The sequence below is a fragment of the Pectobacterium sp. CHL-2024 genome (assembly GCF_044751765.1).
Lineage (GTDB): Bacteria > Pseudomonadota > Gammaproteobacteria > Enterobacterales > Enterobacteriaceae > Pectobacterium > Pectobacterium brasiliense.
In genome coordinates, this window is record NZ_JBIXKO010000002.1 from 234,139 (window position 1) to 255,138 (window position 21,000).

A 21,000-nucleotide genomic window follows, 5' to 3' on the forward strand; every position below is an offset into this window, starting at 1 on the left:
CGCACATATTATTTGAGACCTACCAAAATCAGAGTAGTAAACCTTTTTATACGATTTTCTCATCCATCCAACCGCCAACAGCGGTGCAGTAAGCGCGAAGTACTGACTCAATCGACCAGTTATGCTATAACAGCGCTCTTGTTGTTCACCGCCTTTTGTGGACAGCACTCTTAATCACTAAGGCTATCTAGGGTTCATTATTATGATTACGCTTCATACCAACCACGGCGATATCGTTATTAATACGTTTGCAGACAAAGCGCCGGTTACCGTAGAAAACTTCCTGAACTACTGTCGCAGCGGTTTTTATGACAACACGATTTTTCACCGCGTGATTAATGGTTTTATGATTCAGGGCGGCGGCTTCGCTCCCGGCATGGATCAGAAAGAAACCAATGCGACAATCAAAAATGAAGCCAACAACGGCCTGAAAAATACCCGTGGCACGCTGGCAATGGCACGTACCAACGATCCGCACTCTGCAACTGCCCAGTTCTTTATCAACCTCGTTGATAACGACTTCCTGAACTTCCGTTCAGAGCGTGCCGATGGCTGGGGCTACTGCGTATTCGCTGAAGTCACCGAAGGCATGGACGTCGTTGATAAAATCAAAGGCGTGGCTACCGGCCGCAGCGGCATGCATCAGGACGTACCGAAAGAAGACGTGGTGATTACCCACGTAACGGTCAGCGAATAATCCGACCTGCATGGCAACGCTGTTCATTGCCGATCTGCATTTAAGTGTTCATGAACCGGCGATTACCGCCGGTTTTCTGCGTTTTTTACGCCATGATGCGATTCATGCCGATGCGCTGTACATTCTTGGCGATCTGTTCGATGCCTGGATTGGTGACGACGATCCCCAGCCATTGCATGCGACTGTCGCCGCGGAACTGTATGCCTTACATCAGCGCGGCATTCCCTGCTATTTCGTGCACGGTAACCGTGATTTCCTGATCGGTAAGCGTTTCGCCAAACAAAGCGGAATGACGCTGCTGCCGACGGAAACGGTGCTCGACCTCTACGGTCAGAAGATCCTCATTCTGCATGGCGATACCCTGTGCACTGACGATCAGCATTACCAGCAATTCCGCCGCCGGGTACACAACCCGTTCATTCAGCGACTCTTCCTGCTATTACCGCTATCATTACGGATGAGCATCGCGGCGAAGATGCGGGCAGCCAGCCAGCACGAAAACCAGAAAAAGTCGCAGCAGATTATGGATGTCAATCACGACGCCGTACTTGAACGTTTACGGCATTATCAGGTGAAGACGATGATCCACGGCCATACGCACCGCCCGGCTATTCATCAGGTCGATCTCGGCGAATCTTCTGGTCGTCGTGCCGTTCTGGGTGCCTGGCATGAAGAAGGGTCGATGATTAAGGTCACACCACAAAATATCGAACTGATTTCCTTCCCATTTTAATGCGTTTCCTGACATTGACTTAACGGTCTCTCGCCTTATTGCCCCAGCATTTCCGCATACGCAACCGTTTTCCTCGCCATAATGGCGTGATATGCTCTACGCCCTCAACGCCAGACCCTCCCTGTCTGGCCGACGCGAACGCGTCACGAACACGTACAATCACAGGAGCGTTACAGGCATGTCATCCAACGTTGCCCCGGCTAAAATTGCCATCGTCATGGGTTCAAAGAGTGACTGGGCCACCATGCAGTTTGCTGCGGAAATCCTCACCACGCTGAACATTCCTTTTCATACCGAAGTCGTTTCCGCACACCGGACGCCAGATAAACTGTTCAGCTTTGCTGAGCAAGCGGCACAGAACGGTTTTGATGTGATTATCGCGGGCGCAGGCGGCGCAGCACACCTGCCGGGTATGCTTGCAGCGAAAACGCTGGTTCCCGTGCTTGGCGTGCCGGTACAAAGCTCAACGCTGAGCGGTGTAGACAGCCTGTATTCCATCGTCCAAATGCCTCGCGGTATTCCGGTCGGCACGTTGGCCATTGGCAAAGCGGGCGCAGCGAATGCGGCTCTGCTGGCCGCACAAATTCTCGCCCTGCATGACAATGGCATCGCCACCCGACTGGCAGACTGGCGTCAGGCGCAAACCGATGATGTGCTCTCTCATCCCGATCCGCGGGAGGAGGCATGAAACCGGTCTGCGTATTAGGCAATGGTCAGTTGGGCAGAATGCTGCGTCAGGCTGGTGAACCGCTAGGTATTGCGGTTTACCCAGTGGGTCTGGATGCAGAGCCGGAGTCGGTTCCGTTTCATAACAGCGTCATTACCGCCGAGATCGAACGCTGGCCGGAAACCGCCCTCACCCGCGAGTTAGCCGAGCACACGGCGTTTGCAAACCGCGATATTTTCCCGCGTCTGGCCGATCGCCTGACGCAAAAGCAGCTGCTGGACTCGTTGAATCTGGCAACCGCCCCGTGGCAACTGCTGGCGAGCGCCGATGAATGGCCACACGTCTTCGCCTCATTGGGTGAATTAGCGATCGTTAAACGTCGCGTCGGCGGTTACGACGGTCGTGGACAGTGGCGCTTGCGCGATGGCGAACAGCAAACGCTGCCCGCTGACTGCTATGGCGAGTGCATCGTTGAGCAAGGCATTAATTTTTCTGGCGAAGTCTCGCTGGTGGGTGCCCGCAATACGCACGGTAAATGTGTGTTCTACCCGCTCACTCATAACCTGCATCAGGATGGCATTCTGCGCACCAGCGTGGCTTTCCCTCAACCCGATCCGCAGTTGCAACAGCAGGCTGAACAGATGCTGTCCGCAATAATGAATGCGCTGGGTTATGTAGGCGTGATGGCGATGGAATGCTTTATCGTCGGCGATCACCTGCTTATTAACGAGCTGGCTCCACGCGTACACAATAGCGGACACTGGACGCAAAATGGTGCGTCCATCAGCCAGTTTGAGCTGCATCTGCGCGCCATTCTGGATCTGCCGCTGCCGGTACCGGTTGTCGAAACACCGTCGGTGATGGTCAACCTGATCGGCACTGATGTGAATATCGACTGGCTGTCGCTGCCGCTGGTACATCTGCACTGGTATGAGAAAGAGGTTCGTCCTGGCCGCAAAGTTGGACACCTCAATCTACCGTCGTCGGACACCGCACAGTTGCAACGCACGTTGCAATCGCTGGCACCTCTATTACCCGAGGAATACCACAGCGGTCTGGCGTGGGCAGAGGAAAAACTCACCGCCTGACAGATCGGTGACCGTTATCCGGCAGGTTGCAATCTGCCGGGTAGCTCTCATCTGATGTGATGCAACAACAGGAACCGCACCGTCGATACATCCTCAAAAGAGAAAAAACATCATTACGCGTGACATCAGCAAAATTGCGTTTATTATTTCATCTGCTCTTTATTTTATTTATTGTTCATTTTTCATCACTCGACAATTAAATAAAGTATCAATAACGAGCCGTTAAAAATATTTAAAATAAAGTATCAAGATTGATATTTTAATTTGCGCGGAAATTTATTAAAATATTTCCCGTCAATTCATTTCTGTGATCGCCTCAATATTATTCGCTGACCACCACGATATAGAATGCCGCCACAAAACAGTATTGACCTACTGACATAATTAGCAACATGTCTCGTTCGTTTTTTAAACTCCGTAACGGCAACTTGCCGATACTGTAATTTTTATAATCCACATCATGTGGCAATACTCTTGTAACAGAGTATTAATATGTTCACCGAGGAGAGATCAGTATATGAGCACCATTCAAGATAGCAGCCAGGTGTTAGAACAGGCTTCAGGATGGCGTAAAAGCGACACTGTCTGGATGCTGGGCCTCTATGGCACGGCCATCGGCGCTGGCGTGTTATTCTTACCTATCAATGCCGGTATTGGTGGGTTAATTCCGTTAATTATCATGGCACTGATTGCCTTCCCGATGACATATTATTCTCACCGTGCCTTATGCCGCTTTGTATTATCCGGCAAGAAAGGTGGCGAAGATATTACCGAAGTCGTTGAAGAACATTTCGGCGTTGGTGCAGGTAAATTAATCACTTTGCTTTATTTTTTCGCTATTTATCCGATCCTATTAGTTTATAGCGTCGCCATCACCAATACGGTAGATAGCTTTATTACTCACCAATTGCATTTGCCTTCTCCGCCGCGCGCACTGTTGTCATTAATATTGATCCTCGGATTAATGTTTATTGTCCGCTTCGGTGAAGCGATGATCGTTAAGGCAATGAGTATTCTGGTTTACCCATTTGTTGCCGTGCTGATGTTGCTGGCGCTGTATTTAATTCCAAACTGGAACACCTCTGTTTTTGAAAACATTTCTTTGAGTTCCAGCGTTACGGGCAACGGTCTGTTGGCGACATTATGGCTGGCTATTCCGGTGATGGTTTTCTCCTTCAACCACTCGCCAATCATCTCCTCTTTCGCAGTTGCCAAACGTAAAGAATATGGCGATGACGCCGAGCAAAAATGCTCACGCATTCTGTCTTACAGCCACATCATGATGGTGCTGACCGTGATGTTCTTCGTTTTCAGCTGTGTACTGAGCCTTTCTCCGGCTGAGCTGATGGAAGCGAAAGCACAGAACATTTCTATTCTGTCCTATCTGGCGAACCACTTTAACAACCCGGTAATCGGTTATCTGGCGCCGGTTATTGCCACCATCGCGATCTCTAAATCGTTCCTGGGTCACTATCTGGGTGCAGGCGAAGGTTTTAACGGCATGATCGTGAAATCCCTGCGCAGCAGAGGTAAAACCATTTCCAACACCAAATTGAACCGCATCACTGCGCTGTTCATGCTGATCACGACCTGGATTGTTGCGACGCTGAACCCAAGCATTCTGGGCATGATCGAAACGTTGGGCGGCCCGATTATCGCGTGCCTGCTGTTCCTGATGCCGATGTACGCTATCCAGAAAGTCCCAGCAATGAAGAAATACAGCGGCCAGATCAGCAACATCTTTGTCACCCTGATGGGACTGATCGCTATTTCCGCCATTGTTTACAGCCTGCGCGATCTGCTGTAAGCCCCCCACCCTAATTTAACGCCGATACGTTATTTGCTAGTCATACCCTAAATAATTCGAGCTGCAGGAAGGCGGCAACCACACGAATCCCCAGGAGCTTACACAAGTAAGTGACTGGGGTGAGTGAGGGAAGCCAACGCACATGCGGCTTGAAGTATGACGGGTATGCGGCGTTTTTTTTCAAGGAAATCGCTATGGTCAGCGTATTTGATATCTTCAAAATCGGCATCGGCCCGTCCAGTTCTCATACTGTCGGCCCAATGAAAGCGGGTAAAATGTTCACCGACGATCTGGTGAACCGCGCGCTTATCCCATCGGTGACACGTATTGTCGTTGATATTTACGGCTCGCTTTCCCTGACGGGGAAAGGGCACCATACCGATATCGCTATCATTATGGGGCTCGCGGGTAATCTGCCGGATAGCGTAAATATCGATAGTATTCCGGCGTTTATTCAACAGGTGAAAGACACTCAGCGCCTGCCGATGCTCAACGGTCAGTATGAGGTCAGCTTCCCGCTGGAATCCTCCCTGCGTTTCCAGCCGGAAAACCTGCCGCTGCATGAAAACGGCATGACCATTCGTGCCTATAACCAGCAAGAGTTGGTCTATAGCAAAACGTATTACTCCATCGGGGGCGGATTCGTCGTCGATCAGGAAAACTTCGGCAAACCCAATCTGGCTGAGGAAAGCGCGCCCTACCCGTTCTTTTCTGCCCAGAAACTGCTGCAACACTGTCACGATCACTGCCTGTCTTTATCCGCCATCGTCCTGAAAAACGAGATTGCGATGCATGGTCGGGAAGCACTTGAGCACTATTTTGCCGACGTATGGAAAACCATGCAGGACTGCATGCATCGCGGCATGAATACGGAAGGCGTGTTACCCGGCCCATTACGCGTTCCCCGTCGAGCATCAGCGCTGCATCGCCTGCTGTTCATCAACGATCGTTTTTCTAACGACCCGATGGACGCGATGGACTGGGTGAACATGTTTGCGATGGCCGTATCGGAAGAAAATGCGGCTGGCGGACGCGTCGTCACCGCACCGACTAACGGCGCATGCGGTATTATTCCTGCCGTGCTGGCTTATTACGATCGTTACGTTCAACCGGTCACCCCGGAATCTTACCTGCGTTACTTCCTGGCATCCGGCGCTATCGGCATGCTCTACAAAATGAACGCCTCTATTTCCGGTGCGGAAGTGGGCTGTCAGGGAGAAGTCGGCGTGGCCTGTTCGATGGCGGCAGCCGGTCTGGCTGAGCTACTCGGCGCGAACCCTGAACAGGTATGCATCGCGGCGGAAATCGGTATGGAGCATAATCTGGGGTTGACGTGCGATCCGGTAGCGGGTCAGGTTCAGGTACCGTGCATTGAACGCAACGCTATCGCCTCCGTGAAGGCAATCAACGCCGCCAGAATGGCAATGCGCCGTACCAGCGAACCACGCGTATCGTTGGATAAGGTCATTGAAACCATGTATGAAACCGGCAAAGACATGAACGCCAAGTACCGTGAAACGTCTCGCGGCGGTTTGGCGATTAAAGTCGTGCTGTGCGAATGATAAAACTGGCCTTGTCGCGTTAAATGCTCGGCAAATTAACCCGACAATCAGGGTTTATGTGTAGGGGTTCATACATAACCTTTCAGACCGTTGACAAACCTGTTTATCGAACGAGAACGGGAGTAACGGAATAGAAGAGTAAAGCGTTTGCGCCATGGATGGCGCAATCCGAGCGTACAGGGATGTATTTACAGCGTCTTTACGATCTATCCGTTACTACCGCCATACGGATTTCGTCAGCAACCTCATTAGCCCTTTATTTTTTATCGCTTTCAGGCAGCGACCAGACAATGTTGTTTTCAGCCGCCGCAATATACCAATCTACCGTGCTGTTAGCGGGTTTCTTAATATTTTCATGCTTGGTGAGCGCTTTGGCAGGAAAGGTCGCGGCTTTCTTTCTGATACGCAGTGGCGTCTGTTTTTTCTCACCGCTGATCTGCGCATGGAAGGATTCCACTTCTGCATCGAAGAGCACACCTTCAATCTGATGCAGACGATTTAATCCGCGCAGAATGGAGAGCAGGCTGCTGAGCGTAATGGACTCGCCCATTTCCGCACGCTTGATCGTTGCGATTCCCAGCCCTGCCCGTTCAGCAAGATCGACCTGCGATAAACGTTGCTGAATTCTGGAGTCTTTTATTCTCCGGCACAGTTCGGTAATAATTTCGCCTTCGTTCATGGTACTGAATTTCATCTTACCCGCCACTTGCCAGAGTCAAAAAATTTGCGCGCATTTTATCATCAATTTTTCAAATGGCACGGACAATTGATGAACGGTATCCATAATTTTTTTAGGTCATTTAAACGCGGCGGTCTGATGAAATTTCACCCAAAGCGACCAGTAATATAATCCTCCGTGCGCCGCTGCGTCGGAGAGGTAAACAGATCGTCAGTACGGTTGTATTCGATCAGTTTGCCCTGATTGATAAACGCGGTGTAATCCGACACGCGAGCTGCCTGCTGCATGTTGTGCGTCACCAGCACCAGCGTGAAATGCTGCTTTAGCGTTCCCATCAGTTCCTCGACAACCAGCGTCGAAATGGGATCGAGCGCGGAGGTCGGTTCGTCCAGCAGCAACACTTCCGGTTCAATGGCGATCGCCCGGGCGATCACCAAACGCTGCTGTTGCCCACTGGATAGCGTTAGCGCATTATCGCTCAGACGATCCTTTACCTCATGCCACAGTGCCGCCGCACGTAGCGCACGCTCAACGGCATCATCCAGAAAGCGGCGATCGCGTAGCCCCTGCAATCTCAGGCCATAAATCACATTTTCATAGATCGACTTGGGAAACGGATTCGGTCGTTGAAAAACCATACCGACCCGACGGCGCAACGTGGCAACATCCAGCTGTGGGTCATTGACAGGCATACCGTTCAGCCAGATATTGCCTTCAGTGCGGCAGTCATCCACCAGATCGTTCATGCGGTTAAAGCAGCGTAACAGCGTGGATTTACCACAGCCCGACGGCCCAATCAGCGCCGTCACCTGATTCTTCGGAATGCGAATCGAAATATCGTTCAGTGCCTGCTTGTCGCCATAGTAAAGATTCAGATGCTCCACGGTTAACGTCGTCTGCTCATCACTCAGTTGATGAACATCAGGCAGCGGTGCCATCTCCTTTTGTGTCATAAATCCCATAACTTCATCCTACTTTCAGAGTGATAACGAACGATATTTCTCACGCAGAACATGACGAATCCCAATCGCTGCAAGGTTCAACCCAACAACAATCAACACCAGCAGCAGCGCGGTGATGTACACCAGCGGCCTTGCCGCTTCGACGTCCGGGCTTTGGAACGCCAGATCGTAGATTTGGAATCCCAGATGCATAAATTTTCGCTCAAGATGCAAATAAGGGAAAATGTCATCAATCGGTAACACTGGCACCGACTTCACCACGCCGACCAACATCAGCGGCGCTGTTTCCCCTGCGGCACGCGCCACGGCGAGGATCAAGCCCGTCATCATCGCAGGAACCGCCATCGGCAGCACGACGTGCCACAGCGTTTCGGCTTTGGTGGCCCCTAACGCCAGTGAACCGTGGCGCACAGACATTGGAATGCGCGACAGCCCTTCTTCCGTCGCCACAATCACTACTGGCAGCGTCAGCAGAGCCAGCGTCAGCGATGCCCACAGTAGCCCCGGCGTACCAAACGTCGGATTCGGCAGCGCCTCGGAATAGAACAGCTGATCCAACGTGCCACCGATGAGATAAACAAAAAAGCCTAACCCGAACACGCCGTACACAATGGAAGGCACCCCGGCCAGATTGACCACGGCAATCCGCACCCAGCGCGTTAGGCTATTTTTCCCCGCGTATTCATGCAGATAAACCGCGGCGATTACCCCCAGCGGCATCACCACGATGGACATCAGCACCACCATCAGCACGGTGCCAAAAATGGCGGGGAAAAGATGGCCCGCGCTGTTGCTGTCCGGCGAATAGTGCACCAGCATGTATTTCGCCTGAGCGCCCCAGTGGCTGGCTTTTTCCCACAGGCTCATCGCGTTAGGGTACCAGGCCTGTTCAATGTCCCTGAGCGGAATAAGATGGACGCTGCCGTTCGCGTCCCGCAATTGCACGGTATCGCGATTAATGTCCAGATTGAGTGAGGTTAGCTGGCGCGACAGCTCATCAAAACGGCGTTGCAGTTCGATACGTTCAGCCTGAAGGCGGGCTAACGCCTGATTATCCAGCGTCTTGGCCTGCTGCCGCTTTTTCTCTTCCAGCCGCAGCGTCTCAAACTGCTGGTTGATCTTCGCCATCTCCCCCATACGGATGGCTTGCGTCTTCGCAAGCAATCCCTGCACCTGCTCAACGCGATGCTGTAAGGTGGCGGGGAGATCCGTTGCCACCAGCGGCTGCTCGCCCTCCAGCATGCCAGCCAGATAACCATAGGCAGTGCCATTGTTCGTCCGCTTCAACACCAGAATGTCGGCGGGTTTATCAAAGCGGACAATGTCGCGTGACAGCAGCGTGCGAAAGCTCTGCCCATGAATTTCGCGCTGGCCAATTTTGATCAAATAGCGTGTTTCAGCGTCCTCAGACGAAGAAGACAAACCAGCCTGTTCCAGTTGTTGGCGCGAAAGCGTCTGCTCGGCATAAATTTCCCCTATCAGCGCACGTTGCGTACCCTGTTCCGGCTGTAACGTCAGCAGCCAGACGGGCTGTGGCCACAGGTAGCGCATCCCCTGCCCCGCCAGCAGTACGATAATTGCCAGCATCGCCAGCAGGCTAATGGAAATTGACGATGCGGTCAGCCACACCCAAGGCCTTCCCGAACGGAACCAGCGCTTCACGCGTTTTCTCCTTCATCACGGTAGCGTTGGCGTAAGCGCTGCCGGATAGTTTCAGCCAGCGTATTCACGATGAACGTGAAAACAAACAGCGTTAATGCCGTTAAGAACAGCACCCGATAGTGACCGCTGTTCGTCACCGCTTCCGGCATTTCAATAGCGATATTTGCCGCCAGCGAACGCAGACCCTGAAGCAGACCTTCATCCATAATCGGTGTGTTGCCCGTCGCCATGAGCACAATCATGGTTTCCCCCACGGCGCGGCCAAAACTCAGCATCAGCGCAGCGAAAATCCCGGCACTGGCAGACGGCAGCACGACGCGCCACAGGGTTTGCCACGCCGTCGCCCCCAGCGCCAGCGATCCCTGACTTAAACGAGCCGGTACGCTGAACAAAGCATCCTCCGCCAGCGAAAAAATCAGCGGGATCAGCGCGAAGCCAAGAGCAACGCCCGCCACCAGCGTATTGCGTTGCACAAAATCATCACCCAGCCACTGATACAGCGGCTGCCCCAGCACCCAGATCTCCATCCGCGGGGCAAGCCAACAGCCGACCACAAATGTCAGCAAGATCGTGGGAATGAGGAATAGCACGTCCCAGCCCGCAGGGAAACGGACGCGCCAGCGCGTCGGCAGGCATTCAATCAGCCAGCCGCAGCCGAGCACGGCCAGCATCCATAAAATCGGCATGACCAAAATCGCGGACAGATAGGTCGCAAAATGCGGGGCCAGCCAGATAGCCGCAATCAAACCGACGACCACCGTCGGCAGCGCGCCCATGATTTCCAGCGTGGGTTTAATCCAGCGTCGCAGCGTCGGCGACATAAAGCAGGCGGTATAAATCGCAGCGGACAGCGCCAGCGGCGTGGCAAACAGCATGGCGTAAATCGCGGCCTTCATCGTGCCCAGCATCAGCGGCATCATGCTGAATTTGGCCTGATAGCTGTCGTCCGCCGACGTGGATTGCCAGATATAGGCAGGCTCCGGATAGTTCTCGTACCACAGCTTTTGCCACAGCCCGCGCCAGCCAATATCGGGATACGGGTTATCAACCTGATAGCGATGCCAGCCCTGTGCCGTTTCAACCAGCAAAGCTGAACCGCGCGGCGAAAACGCCAGCTTTTGTGCATGAGCCGGTAGCGTCTGCGTCAGCAACGCATGCGACTGCTTGCTGGCAAACAGCGACAGCTCACCCTGTGCGCTCAATGTGGCAAAGATGCGCCGCTGCCTCTCCGTTGCCAACAACACCGATTCGCCCACAACGTGCGGAAACTGACGAGTCTCTGTCAGCGTCGCGCCCTTTTCGCCCGGAACGTCAAACCATTGACTAATCCGCCCGTCAGCGGCCTGCACCAGCAGCGAGCGTCCACCGGACAACAGCGCCAGATGCAGCGGTTCCGCCAGCTGCAACTGGCGCTCTTCCCGCAGCGTCAGCGCGTTCGCCCCCACCTGCCATAGCGTTAATGTCTTACCGCTGAGCAAATACACCTGCTGCCCGTCTGGCGTCAGCAGCAGTTGGTTAATCGTACCCGCCGGAAGCGTAATCTGTGCCCGTTGCCGCACACCGCTTTCATCAATATCAGCGATGATCAACGCATTTTCCTGCCCGATTGCCGCCACAACAACCTGCTTTTCACCTACTGCTGCCACTGCTAGATGACGCAGCGGCTGCGCAGGTAAACCCAGCGAATAGGCCTGCTCACCCAGCGGATAATCCCAGACAGGGGAACGGTTTTCCGTACGCGATAACATACGTGACAATATAGGCTGCACGAAAACCAAACGGCCATCAGGCTGACTCAGGGCATAAACCTGTCGCTCACCCTGACTCTGCGCCAGTAAACTCAGCGCAGGAATCAGTTGAATACGCGACATGGGCTGATTTTCCGCAAACGGAATAAACTCGCCATAGCCCTGACTGTCAATGCGAAACCCGATTTGCCCGTTGTCGCTAAGCCCCAGCGCCAGCGACGGTTCTGCACCGTGGCGTGGCACCGTTTTTTGGCCATTAACGGTGGGCGAAAGGAACAGTGGCGTCACCACATACAGGAGATAGAAGAAGATTAACAACAGCATAGCCAGCACCAGCAGCCCACTGCCCGCAACGATGCGGTGAACCAAGCGATCGATCCACGCTCGCCGACGATCCCGATACTGTGATGTGTTGCCTGTGTTTACCATTATTCTCGCCGTTAGAGTGAAGCCGCCAGAGTCGTGTTGCTAACGTATTGCGGGTAGCATATGTTGCCTTTACGCCCATAATATGACAATGGTAAGTCTGTCTATGAATTAGATTTTATCGTCATCAACACGCCATAATGTTGTTGTACCCTATCTCCACAACGGAAGGGTATGAATATTGGATGAACCTTCAGTACATGAGTTGAGCGGAGTGACAATGGGTCAGGACAAACTCTACATAGAGAAAGAATTAAGTTGGTTATCCTTTAATGAACGAGTACTTCAGGAAGCAGCAGATAAAAGCAATCCGTTAATCGAACGCATGCGCTTTCTGGGCATTTACTCCAGCAACCTTGATGAATTTTATAAAGTCCGTTTTGCCGATTTGAAAAGACGCATTCTGATTAATGAAGAACAAGGTCTGGACGGCAATCTGCGACACCTGTTAGGCAAAATTCAGGCACGTGTTCTCAAAACCGACCAAATCTTCGATAGCCTGTACAACGAACTGCTGCTGGAGATGGCGCGTAACCAGATTTTTCTGGTCAACGAACGTCAGGTTTCCCCGAATCAGCAAGAGTGGCTGAGAGATTATTTCCGGCAATATCTGCGCCCGCACATCACGCCAATACTGATCTTTGATGAAACCGACCTGGTGGAGTTCCTGAAGGATAGCTATACCTATCTTGCCGTCGAAATTATTCGTGGCGATGAGATCAATTATGCTCTGCTGGAAATTCCTTCGGATAAAATACCGCGCTTCGTCAACCTGCCAGCGGAAGCACCGCGCCGTCGTAAAACCATGATCCTCATCGATAACATTCTGCGTTACTGTCTGGATGATATCTTCAAGGGCTTCTTTGATTATGATGCGCTGAACGCGTATTCCATGAAGATGACGCGCGATGCAGAATACGATCTGGTGACGGAAATGGAATCCAGCCTGCTGGAGCTGATGTCTTCCAGTCTGAAGCAGCGCCTGACCGCCGAACCGGTACGATTCGTTTATCAGCGCGACATGCCGGACGCGATGGTCGCCATGCTGCTTGATAAACTGGGCATCTCTTCCTACGATTCCGTCATCCCTGGCGGGCGTTACCATAATTTCAAAGACTTTATTTCTTTCCCGAACGTCGGACGCGCCAATCTGGTCAACAAACCGTTGCCCCGCCTGCGGCACACCGGGTTCAACAATTTTCGCAATGGGTTTGATGCAATCCGTGAGCGCGATGTACTGCTCTATTACCCGTATCACACCTTCGAGCACGTATTGGAACTGCTGCGACAAGCCTCTTTCGACCCTAACGTGCTGTCCATCAAAATCAATATTTACCGCGTCGCCAAAGACTCGCGCATCATTAATTCGATGATTCATGCGGCGCACAACGGCAAAAAAGTGACGGTCGTGGTCGAGCTACAGGCGCGCTTCGACGAAGAGGCGAACATCCACTGGGCCAAGCGCCTGACGGAAGCGGGTGTACACGTTATTTTCTCGGTGCCAGGGCTGAAGATTCACGCCAAGCTGTTCCTGATTTCCCGCCGCGAAGGGGAAAACATCGTGCGTTACGCGCACATCGGCACCGGTAACTTCAACGAAAAAACCGCCCGTCTGTATACCGACTATTCGCTGCTGACCGCCGACGAACGCATTACCAACGAAGTCCGTCGCGTCTTCAACTTCATTGAAAACCCCTACCGCCCGGTCAGCTTCGAGCACCTGCTGGTGTCACCGCAAAACTCCCGCGACAAGCTCTACCAATTGATCGATACCGAGATCGAAAATGCGCTGGCGAATCGTGATGCAGGCATTACGCTTAAGGTAAATAATCTGGTGGATAAAGGGCTGGCAGAAAAGCTGTATCAGGCTTCTTCTGCGGGCGTAAAAATCAATCTACTGGTACGTGGCATGTGTTCGCTTATCCCTAATTTACCGGGGATCAGTGAAAATATTCAGGTCATCAGTATTCTTGACCGCTATCTGGAACACGATCGGGTGTATGTCTTCAACAACGGCGGGGACAAGAAAGTCTACCTCTCTTCCGCAGACTGGATGACACGCAACATTGATTATCGCATTGAAGTCGCAGTGGAAATCCTGGATCCCATTTTGAAAAACCGCGTGCTGGAAACGCTGGATATTCTGTTCAGCGATACGGTGAAAGCCCGTGTCATTGATAAAGAGTCGAGCAACCGCTATGTCTCACGCGGCAACAAGCGTAAAGTACGCGCGCAAAATGCCATTTACGACTACATCAAGGCGTTGGAGCAACCTGGAGATAAGCCTGAATAATGCCGTTAACGAACAATGAAAAAACCGAGATAAAGCCGCAAGAATTCGCGGCTATCGACCTGGGCTCCAATAGTTTTCACATGGTGATCGCACGCGTGGTAAACGGAGCGCTTCAGGTATTGGGGCGTTTAAAACAGCGGGTCCATCTGGCCGATGGGTTGGACAGCAAAAATGTGCTCAGCGAAGAAGCTATTCAACGCGGCCTGAGCTGCCTGGCGCTGTTTGCTGAACGCCTGCAAGGCTTCCCGGCAATGAACGTTTCTATCGTCGGCACGCACGCGCTGCGTCAGGCGGTCAACGCGCAGGAGTTTCTGCGCCGCGCGGCGGATATCATTCCCTATCCGATTGAGATCATTTCCGGCCATGAAGAAGCCCGTCTGATTTTTATGGGCGTGGAACATACGCAGCCGGAAAAAGGCCGCAAGCTGGTCATCGATATCGGTGGCGGTTCTACAGAGCTGGTCATCGGTGAAGATTTCGAGCCGATGCTGGTGGAAAGCCGTCGAATGGGGTGCGTCAGCTTCGCACAGCAGTTTTTCCCGAATGGTGAAATTAGCGAAGCCAACTTCAAGCGCGCCCGGCTGGCCGCGGCGCAAAAGCTGGAGACGCTGTCCTGGGAATACCGTATATATGGCTGGAAATTCGCCCTCGGCGCGTCTGGAACGATCAAAGCCACGCATGAAATTCTGGTGGAAATGGGAGAGAAAGACGGCCTGATTACGCCCGAGCGGCTAGAAATGCTACGCACGCAGATTTTGCAGTTTAAGCACTTCAAAGCGCTGAGCCTGCCGGGCCTGTCCGAAGACCGTCAATCGGTGCTGGTGCCCGGTCTGGCTATCCTGTGCGGTATTTTCGATGCGCTGGCGATCAAAGAACTACGCCTGTCCGATGGCGCGCTGCGTGAAGGTGTGCTGTACGAAATGGAAGGGCGTTTCCGCCATCAGGATATTCGTATCCGTACCGCGCAGAGTCTGGCGACCCATTACAATATCGACCGTGAGCAGGCGCGACGCGTGCGGGAAACCACGCAGCAGCTTTATGCACAATGGGCAGAGCAAAATCCTAACCTGGTGCATCCACAGCTCGAAGCCATCTTAAACTGGGCTTCCATGCTGCATGAGGTTGGATTGGGCATTAACCATAGCGGCATGCACCGTCATTCCGCCTACATTCTGCAAAACACTAACCTACCCGGCTTCAATCAGGAACAGCAGCTTGTGCTGTCCATGATCGTGCGATTGCACCGTAAAGCGATCAAGCTGGAAGAATTGCCGCGGTTAAACCTGTTCAAAAAGAAACAGTATTTGCCCATGGTGCAGCTCCTGCGCCTTGCCACGCTGTTGAATAACCAGCGTCAGGCAACGACAACGCCGGAATCGTTACGGCTGCATACCGATGACAACTACTGGACGCTGACGTTCCCACGCGACTTCTTTACCAATAACACGCTGGTACAGCTGGATTTGGAACGGGAACAGGAATACTGGCAGGACGTCACTGGCTGGAAGCTGATGATTGAGGAAGAAAAAGCCTGATTGGTGAAAACGTTACGTGGAAACCCGAGCCTACGCCGAACAGTGCAGTGGCGAAAAATTGTGCAACTGAGCTGGCCGATGAAGCCCGGTTAACGTAAAGTTTACAGGGATAGGGCCGATACCAAAATGATGGCTGGCGAGAATTTTCACCAACATCATGCGACCTCGGCGGAAAGATACGCTTCCTTTCATGCCGGATATGGATCCACTCAGTGTTAAGGAGAGTAAAATGGATGTATCACAGATTTCATCATTTGCTACCGACCTCAGTACTATGCGTACCAGCAGTGAGGCCAGTGCGCTTATGGTGAAAAAAGCGATTGATAATCAAGAAGCTGTCGTCTCCGGCATTTTGAAGGCATTACCACCTCTGCCAGCAAATCCGGCGATTGGGCGTAACGTCAATACCACGGCGTAATCCCTTGCACCACACAACCCGCTTATCCGTTTTTGAGCGGGTTTTTGGTGGCCCTTCCCGTCCCCTTATTCTTCCCCCTTCACGCTTCCCTTTATGCTTATACCGAACGTGCGAAAACCGAAATCGGTCATCATATTTTTCACATCGGCAGATTGACCTCGCCTACCGCTTGTGCCTAAATAAACAACAGCGAATGTTCGCTTTCACAGAGGATTAACCGGTAATGTCCACGCTTACCCATAAACGACGATTATCGATACGCCCGCGACGAAGTGGCTCTCGGATCGCCCGTGCCGTTTTACTCATCAGCTTTATTATTCTTTTAGGCCGCTTTGCTTACTCCACCATCACCGCGTTTGGTCATCACCAAGACAAACAGCAGCAGCGTGCTGAACAATTACTGCTTCCTGCCAACGTACTCGTCAATCAGAAAGAGTAACGCTTAACCAACCTGTTTCTTATCTTCTCTTTTTCTTCATCAGGCATGCTGCCTTCGTATTCTCCTGCCCGCTATTTTACGCCCGTACCCGTTACCTATTCAGACGAGATGTCTGTCATAAAAAAACGTCGGGAACGTTTTTCAACGTTGCGTAGCAACGGCCCGAAGGGTGACGGATGAGGATATCCGTCATAAAAAAACGGCAGTGCGAATCTTCGCAGCCACCGTTTTTATCAATCAATCGAGTTCCTCAATCAATCATGTACTGACTTCAAGCAGGACTTAGACGATAGTCAGGGTCACATCGATGTTGCCGCGTGTTGCATTGGAATATGGGCAAACGATATGCGCTTTCTGCACCAAATCTTCAGCCACCGCGCGATCCAGGCCCGGCAGGGAAATTTTCAGTTCGACTTCAATACCAAATCCTGTCGGGATAGCACCGATGCCTACGCTGCCGTTTACCGTGGTATCAGCAGGAACAGCGATTTTCTCACGCGCACCGACAAACTTCATCGCGCCAAGGAAACAGGCAGAATAGCCCGCAGCAAACAGCTGCTCTGGGTTCGTTCCTTCACCGCCTGCACCACCCAGTTCACGCGGGGTCGTCAATTTAATATCAACCGCTTTATCGGAAGACACCGCACGGCCATCACGACCACCGGTAGCTTGAGCATGGGCAACGTATAATACTTTTTCAATAGACATAATGTGACTCCAGATAGTTAGGGAATAGCCTAGGCAATATAGATGCTGCTCAGGCCTTAATTACATAGTGAAAAATTAAATCGCAAACTACTTAATTACATAAAGAAAACCACGTAAAAACAGACTACTTAACAAATATAACGCTGTCTGGCGGGCTGCGGATGCACAAGGCAGCCGCCAGCATTTTCAAAGATGCCCAATCAGATTCTTACGCAGCGTCTCTAAATCTTTTTTGATCGCCTGTAGCTGGTCAAGATGGCATTCCGTCGCGCAAAACACGCTTTCAGGAATCGCTTTCGCCTGTTGCTGAAGTGCTCGCCCTGCTTCGGTTAAACCAACCAGCACCTGACGCTCATCTTCTGTTCCCCGGTTACGCACAACTAAGCCTGCACTTTGTAACCGCTTAAGCAATGGCGTTAACGTAGCGGAATCGAGATACAGACGCTCGCCCAGTTCAGACACCGTCAAACCATCGCGCTCCCACAACACCAGCATGACCAAATATTGGGGATAGGTCAGATTCAGCTCAGACAGCAAACGACGATACAGTTTATTCATCGCCAGATTGGCTGAATACAGTGCGAAGCACAGCTGTCCATCCAGTTTGTAAGCGTTGTCGTTCATCGTCTCTGCCATCGGTATCGGTTACGTTTCTGGAATTGACTATATATCGCCAAAAACTAAGTAGCAAGCGATTTAATAATTCATTAGATAAAAAGCTGCATCAAAAACACATTTGGGCACTATCGCACACCTTTCAGACTGCGATTCGCCAGTAATCCTATTCTTAATCTACTGATTTTGCGCTACGTTTAATAAAACACGGATAAAAAACAGATCGAGCATAAAACATTATGTCGAGTGTAAAAAAACTTACCGACCTCCGTCGCCGCATCTCCCTTCTGCTGTTGGAAAACAAAGAACTGGTTGAAAACATTATCAACCGGCAACCGCGCGTTACGGAACGCGATGACGCCACGTTGGGCGACAGCGCTGCATTAAATAACAAAATCAGACTGCGTGAAAAAAGCATCCTGCTCGATCAAACCGCAGAAATCAGCGAGCTTATCATCGGGCTGCATGCCGCTGACCTTGCCGACATGCTGGAATCTTTACCGCAGGATGAACGGCTGGCGCTCTGGCGGCTTATTCCTGTAGAGAAGCGCGGCCGCGTGTTGATTGAGGCCTCTGACAGCATTTCTGACGATCTGATCGGCGACATGCAGGACAAGGAAATCCTGAGAGCGGTTAGGATTCTGGATGTTGATGAACAGGCTCAGCTGTCTCGCCTCGTCCCCCGCCACCTGCTGGGCAGAATACTGACCTCGCTTGAGCCGAAGCAGCGCGCGCAGCTACGCGCCGCCATCAATTACGATGAAGACTGCCTCGGCCACATGATGGATTTCAAGCTCATCACCGTGCGCGCCGATGTCACACTCACGACCGTACAGCGCTATCTGCGCTACCGTAAAACCATCCCTAACTCCACCGACAAACTGTTCGTCACCGATCGCAAAAATACGCTGATCGGCGAACTGTCGTTGGCCAGCATTCTGCTCCACTCACCTCAGGCTCTGGTTAATGACGTCATGGACGATCAGCCGTTGAGATTCCAGCCTGAAGATAAAGTCGAAGAAGCCGCAGGGGCTTTTGAGCGTTACGATTTAATTTCCAGCGCCGTGGTCGATAGCAAAGGGAAACTGATGGGACGTCTGACGATTGAGGATATCCTCGACGTCGTGAACCGAGAAAGCGACAGCAGCCTGCGGCGTTCAGGGGGGTTAACGCCTTCTGAAGACGTCTACGCGCCCGTGTATAAATCGTTCCGCAATCGCTGGGCATGGCTGGCCATCAATCTGTGTACGGCGCTCATCGCCTCGCGGGTTATCGGCCTGTTTGAGCACACGTTATCCCATTTGGTAGCGCTGGCGACACTCATGCCGATTGTCGCCGGAATTGGCGGGAATACGGGTAACCAGACGATCACCATGATCGTGCGTGCACTGGCGTTGCATCAGCTTGAACACGGCAAAAAATCGTATCTGCTGCTTAAAGAATTAGGCGTTGCGCTGGTCAACGGGGTGATATGGGGCACGATTATGGGCGTAGTGACCTTCCTGCTCTATGGCAGCGCCGCGATGGGGGGCGTGATGATGCTGGCGATTCTGTTGAACTTGCTGCTCGCCGCACTGATGGGCGTCGCTATCCCACTGATCATGATGAAACTCGGCCGCGATCCGGCCGTCGGCTCCAGCGTAATGATTACGGCCATTACCGATACTGGCGGTTTCTTTATCTTCCTCGGGCTGGCAACGCTGTTCCTGCTGCCTTAAACATATGCCATGTAAAACACATGAAATGTAAAAAGGGCTTTAATCAAAGCCCTTTTCACTCGCTTTCCCAGCCGAAACTTAACTTACGCGACCCGCGCCGCCAGATGCCTGACACAGATAGATAGACGGCTGAAGGCCGGTGCGCGCCGGATATTCCCGTTCAATCACCTGTTTGACTTCATCCGTCAGCGCCGAAGGGATAAGGGCGACAATACAGCCACCGAAACCGCCACCGGTCATACGCACACCGCCCCGCTCACCGACATACTCTTGAATCAGATCCACCAGCGCATCGATCGGTGGCACGGTAATTTCAAAATCGTCACGCATGGAGACATGCGACTCTGCCATCAGCGTAAACAAACGGTGCGCATCCTGACGCGCCAGTGCATCGGCCGCTTCCAGCGTACGGCGATTCTCGGTAATAACGTGTCGCGCACGGCGTACCGCTACCGGATCCAGCCCCTCGATTCCCGCTTCAAACTGTGCCAATGAAACATCACGCAGCGCCTTGACGTTAAAGTGACGCGCCGCCGCCTCACACTGCTGGCGTCGCGTGTTGTATTCGCTGTCCACCAGCCCACGGCGCACGTTAGAATTCACGATCAGGACGTCAACGCCGTCGAGCATACGCACAGCGCGCCCTTCCAGAGAACGGCAGTCGATCAACAGCGCCTGACCAACACGCCCTTGAGCGGAAATAAACTGATCCATAATGCCGCAGCTACAGCCGACAAAATCGTTTTCCGCCTGCTGGCCGTTCAACGCCACATCCAACTGGCTGATATCCAGATTATTCAACTCTTTGAACGTCTGCCCTATCGCCACTTCCAGCGAGGCCGAAGAACTTAGCCCTGCACCAGAAGGCACATTACCGGAGACCACCATATCCATGCCGGTAAGCGGCAGGCCACGCGCCTGCAAAAACTTCACCGTTCCACGGATATAGTTCGCCCAGGTGTAGTCCGGGTGAGGCACGATCTCTTTGGCAAGATCGAATTCATCCTGCTGGTTGTCAAAGTCCACCGCGACCACCCGCACGATGCCATCCTGACGTACTGCCGCGCTGACCACCGTCTGGTAATCAATAGCACAAGGCAAGACAAAGCCATCGTTATAGTCGGTGTGCTCACCAATCAGGTTGACCCGACCGGGAGCCTGAATAGCCGCGTGCGGCGCATAGCCAAATAATCGGACAAAAACAGACTCGGTTAACTGACGTAGAGAATCAATACGGCTCATA

Annotated in this window: 18 protein-coding genes; 11 read left to right on the top strand and 7 right to left on the bottom strand. The window is 52.4% G+C overall.

What is annotated here, in order from left to right; translation table 11 throughout:
• Positions 1 to 202 precede the first annotated feature (202 nt).
• The 6 genes from ppiB (at position 203) to ACIPUG_RS06040 (ending at position 6,554) form a co-directional block, all read left to right on the top strand.
• Positions 203 to 697 carry a peptidylprolyl isomerase B gene (gene ppiB / locus ACIPUG_RS06015; RefSeq protein WP_010280320.1) on the top strand — a complete coding sequence of 165 codons (495 nt, stop codon included), beginning with the start codon at positions 203 to 205 and terminating at the stop codon, positions 695 to 697.
• Positions 698 to 707: 10 nt separating this feature from the next.
• Positions 708 to 1,430, top strand: a complete 723-nt coding sequence (gene lpxH / locus ACIPUG_RS06020; protein WP_400337851.1) for a UDP-2,3-diacylglucosamine diphosphatase — start codon at positions 708 to 710, stop codon at positions 1,428 to 1,430.
• Between the two features lie 178 nt (positions 1,431 to 1,608).
• Complete coding sequence (purE, locus tag ACIPUG_RS06025; RefSeq protein WP_014916138.1) at positions 1,609 to 2,118, top strand: 5-(carboxyamino)imidazole ribonucleotide mutase; 510 nt, start codon at positions 1,609 to 1,611, stop codon at positions 2,116 to 2,118.
• Positions 2,115 to 3,185, top strand: a complete 1,071-nt coding sequence (gene purK, locus ACIPUG_RS06030; protein ID WP_039464508.1) for a 5-(carboxyamino)imidazole ribonucleotide synthase — start codon at positions 2,115 to 2,117, stop codon at positions 3,183 to 3,185. The genes purE and purK overlap by 4 nt, the downstream gene beginning before the upstream one ends.
• Positions 3,186 to 3,702: 517 nt before the next feature.
• A complete protein-coding gene (locus ACIPUG_RS06035; RefSeq protein ID WP_039284646.1) occupies positions 3,703 to 4,992 on the top strand; it encodes an HAAAP family serine/threonine permease in 1,290 nt (429 codons plus the stop codon).
• 194 nt (positions 4,993 to 5,186) lie between these two features.
• Complete coding sequence (locus ACIPUG_RS06040; protein WP_039284644.1) at positions 5,187 to 6,554, top strand: L-serine ammonia-lyase; 1,368 nt, start codon at positions 5,187 to 5,189, stop codon at positions 6,552 to 6,554.
• 256 nt (positions 6,555 to 6,810) lie between these two features.
• On the opposite strand, the gene ACIPUG_RS06045 is transcribed toward ACIPUG_RS06040, so the two are convergent.
• The 4 genes from ACIPUG_RS06045 to ACIPUG_RS06060 all read right to left on the bottom strand — a co-directional run bounded on the left by ACIPUG_RS06045 (position 6,811) and on the right by ACIPUG_RS06060 (position 12,034).
• Positions 6,811 to 7,248 carry a helix-turn-helix domain-containing protein gene (locus ACIPUG_RS06045; RefSeq protein ID WP_010280336.1) on the bottom strand — a complete coding sequence of 146 codons (438 nt, stop codon included), beginning with the start codon at positions 7,246 to 7,248 and terminating at the stop codon, positions 6,811 to 6,813.
• Between the two features lie 131 nt (positions 7,249 to 7,379).
• Entirely contained in the window at positions 7,380 to 8,195 is an 816-nt protein-coding gene (gene pstB, locus ACIPUG_RS06050; RefSeq protein WP_039284638.1) for a phosphate ABC transporter ATP-binding protein PstB, read from the bottom strand.
• Positions 8,196 to 8,210: 15 nt separating this feature from the next.
• Positions 8,211 to 9,857: a phosphate ABC transporter permease PstA gene (gene pstA, locus ACIPUG_RS06055; RefSeq protein WP_349858198.1), complete on the bottom strand. Its 1,647-nt coding sequence runs from the start codon at positions 9,855 to 9,857 to the stop codon at positions 8,211 to 8,213.
• The gene (locus ACIPUG_RS06060) at positions 9,854 to 12,034 is read right to left on the bottom strand and encodes an ABC transporter permease subunit (RefSeq protein WP_400337857.1); all 2,181 of its coding nucleotides are present in this window, start codon (positions 12,032 to 12,034) and stop codon (positions 9,854 to 9,856) included. The genes pstA and ACIPUG_RS06060 overlap by 4 nt, the downstream gene beginning before the upstream one ends.
• A 217-nt stretch (positions 12,035 to 12,251) precedes the next feature.
• On the opposite strand from ACIPUG_RS06060, the gene ppk1 reads away from it, so the two are divergent.
• From ppk1 to ACIPUG_RS06080, 4 genes are all read left to right on the top strand, one after another.
• Positions 12,252 to 14,324 carry a polyphosphate kinase 1 gene (gene ppk1 / locus ACIPUG_RS06065; RefSeq protein WP_039497645.1) on the top strand — a complete coding sequence of 691 codons (2,073 nt, stop codon included), beginning with the start codon at positions 12,252 to 12,254 and terminating at the stop codon, positions 14,322 to 14,324.
• The gene (gene ppx, locus ACIPUG_RS06070) at positions 14,324 to 15,859 is read left to right on the top strand and encodes an exopolyphosphatase (protein ID WP_010280348.1); all 1,536 of its coding nucleotides are present in this window, start codon (positions 14,324 to 14,326) and stop codon (positions 15,857 to 15,859) included. Before ppk1 ends, ppx begins: the two co-directional genes overlap by 1 nt.
• A gap of 229 nt (positions 15,860 to 16,088) precedes the next feature.
• Positions 16,089 to 16,277: a YjfB family protein gene (locus ACIPUG_RS06075; protein WP_014916146.1), complete on the top strand. Its 189-nt coding sequence runs from the start codon at positions 16,089 to 16,091 to the stop codon at positions 16,275 to 16,277.
• A gap of 223 nt (positions 16,278 to 16,500) precedes the next feature.
• On the top strand, positions 16,501 to 16,716 hold the full coding sequence (locus ACIPUG_RS06080) for a YfgG family protein (protein ID WP_010300967.1): 216 nt from the start codon (positions 16,501 to 16,503) through the stop codon (positions 16,714 to 16,716).
• A gap of 282 nt (positions 16,717 to 16,998) precedes the next feature.
• Here the strand turns inward: ACIPUG_RS06080 and ACIPUG_RS06085 are convergent, their stop codons facing one another.
• Positions 16,999 to 17,424: an organic hydroperoxide resistance protein gene (locus ACIPUG_RS06085; RefSeq protein ID WP_010285606.1), complete on the bottom strand. Its 426-nt coding sequence runs from the start codon at positions 17,422 to 17,424 to the stop codon at positions 16,999 to 17,001.
• A gap of 186 nt (positions 17,425 to 17,610) precedes the next feature.
• A complete protein-coding gene (locus ACIPUG_RS06090) occupies positions 17,611 to 18,060 on the bottom strand; it encodes a MarR family winged helix-turn-helix transcriptional regulator (protein WP_277517837.1) in 450 nt (149 codons plus the stop codon).
• A gap of 218 nt (positions 18,061 to 18,278) precedes the next feature.
• On the opposite strand from ACIPUG_RS06090, the gene mgtE reads away from it, so the two are divergent.
• Positions 18,279 to 19,757 carry a magnesium transporter gene (gene mgtE / locus ACIPUG_RS06095; protein ID WP_400337861.1) on the top strand — a complete coding sequence of 493 codons (1,479 nt, stop codon included), beginning with the start codon at positions 18,279 to 18,281 and terminating at the stop codon, positions 19,755 to 19,757.
• A 78-nt stretch (positions 19,758 to 19,835) separates the two neighbouring features.
• Here the strand turns inward: mgtE and galK are convergent, their stop codons facing one another.
• Positions 19,836 to 20,999: a galactokinase gene (galK, locus tag ACIPUG_RS06100; protein ID WP_014916151.1), complete on the bottom strand. Its 1,164-nt coding sequence runs from the start codon at positions 20,997 to 20,999 to the stop codon at positions 19,836 to 19,838.
• Position 21,000 lies beyond the last annotated feature (1 nt).

Excerpts from the sequence above, each read along its gene's own strand:
- ACIPUG_RS06080 (WP_010300967.1), top strand. The coding sequence starts at position 16,501 with ATGTCCACGCTTACCCATAAACGACGATTATCGATACGCCCGCGACGA.
- purK (WP_039464508.1), top strand. The coding sequence starts at position 2,115 with ATGAAACCGGTCTGCGTATTAGGCAATGGTCAGTTGGGCAGAATGCTG.
- ACIPUG_RS06090 (WP_277517837.1), bottom strand. The coding sequence starts at position 18,060 with ATGGCAGAGACGATGAACGACAACGCTTACAAACTGGATGGACAGCTG.
- ACIPUG_RS06045 (WP_010280336.1), bottom strand. The coding sequence starts at position 7,248 with ATGAAATTCAGTACCATGAACGAAGGCGAAATTATTACCGAACTGTGC.
- ppk1 (WP_039497645.1), top strand. The coding sequence starts at position 12,252 with ATGGGTCAGGACAAACTCTACATAGAGAAAGAATTAAGTTGGTTATCC.
- lpxH (WP_400337851.1), top strand. The coding sequence starts at position 708 with ATGGCAACGCTGTTCATTGCCGATCTGCATTTAAGTGTTCATGAACCG.
- ACIPUG_RS06060 (WP_400337857.1), bottom strand. The coding sequence starts at position 12,034 with ATGGTAAACACAGGCAACACATCACAGTATCGGGATCGTCGGCGAGCG.
- ppiB (WP_010280320.1), top strand. The coding sequence starts at position 203 with ATGATTACGCTTCATACCAACCACGGCGATATCGTTATTAATACGTTT.
- galK (WP_014916151.1), bottom strand. The coding sequence starts at position 20,999 with ATGAGCCGTATTGATTCTCTACGTCAGTTAACCGAGTCTGTTTTTGTC.
- ACIPUG_RS06040 (WP_039284644.1), top strand. The coding sequence starts at position 5,187 with ATGGTCAGCGTATTTGATATCTTCAAAATCGGCATCGGCCCGTCCAGT.
- ACIPUG_RS06085 (WP_010285606.1), bottom strand. The coding sequence starts at position 17,424 with ATGTCTATTGAAAAAGTATTATACGTTGCCCATGCTCAAGCTACCGGT.
- mgtE (WP_400337861.1), top strand. The coding sequence starts at position 18,279 with ATGTCGAGTGTAAAAAAACTTACCGACCTCCGTCGCCGCATCTCCCTT.
- ACIPUG_RS06035 (WP_039284646.1), top strand. The coding sequence starts at position 3,703 with ATGAGCACCATTCAAGATAGCAGCCAGGTGTTAGAACAGGCTTCAGGA.
- ACIPUG_RS06075 (WP_014916146.1), top strand. The coding sequence starts at position 16,089 with ATGGATGTATCACAGATTTCATCATTTGCTACCGACCTCAGTACTATG.
- purE (WP_014916138.1), top strand. The coding sequence starts at position 1,609 with ATGTCATCCAACGTTGCCCCGGCTAAAATTGCCATCGTCATGGGTTCA.
- pstB (WP_039284638.1), bottom strand. The coding sequence starts at position 8,195 with ATGGGATTTATGACACAAAAGGAGATGGCACCGCTGCCTGATGTTCAT.
- ppx (WP_010280348.1), top strand. The coding sequence starts at position 14,324 with ATGCCGTTAACGAACAATGAAAAAACCGAGATAAAGCCGCAAGAATTC.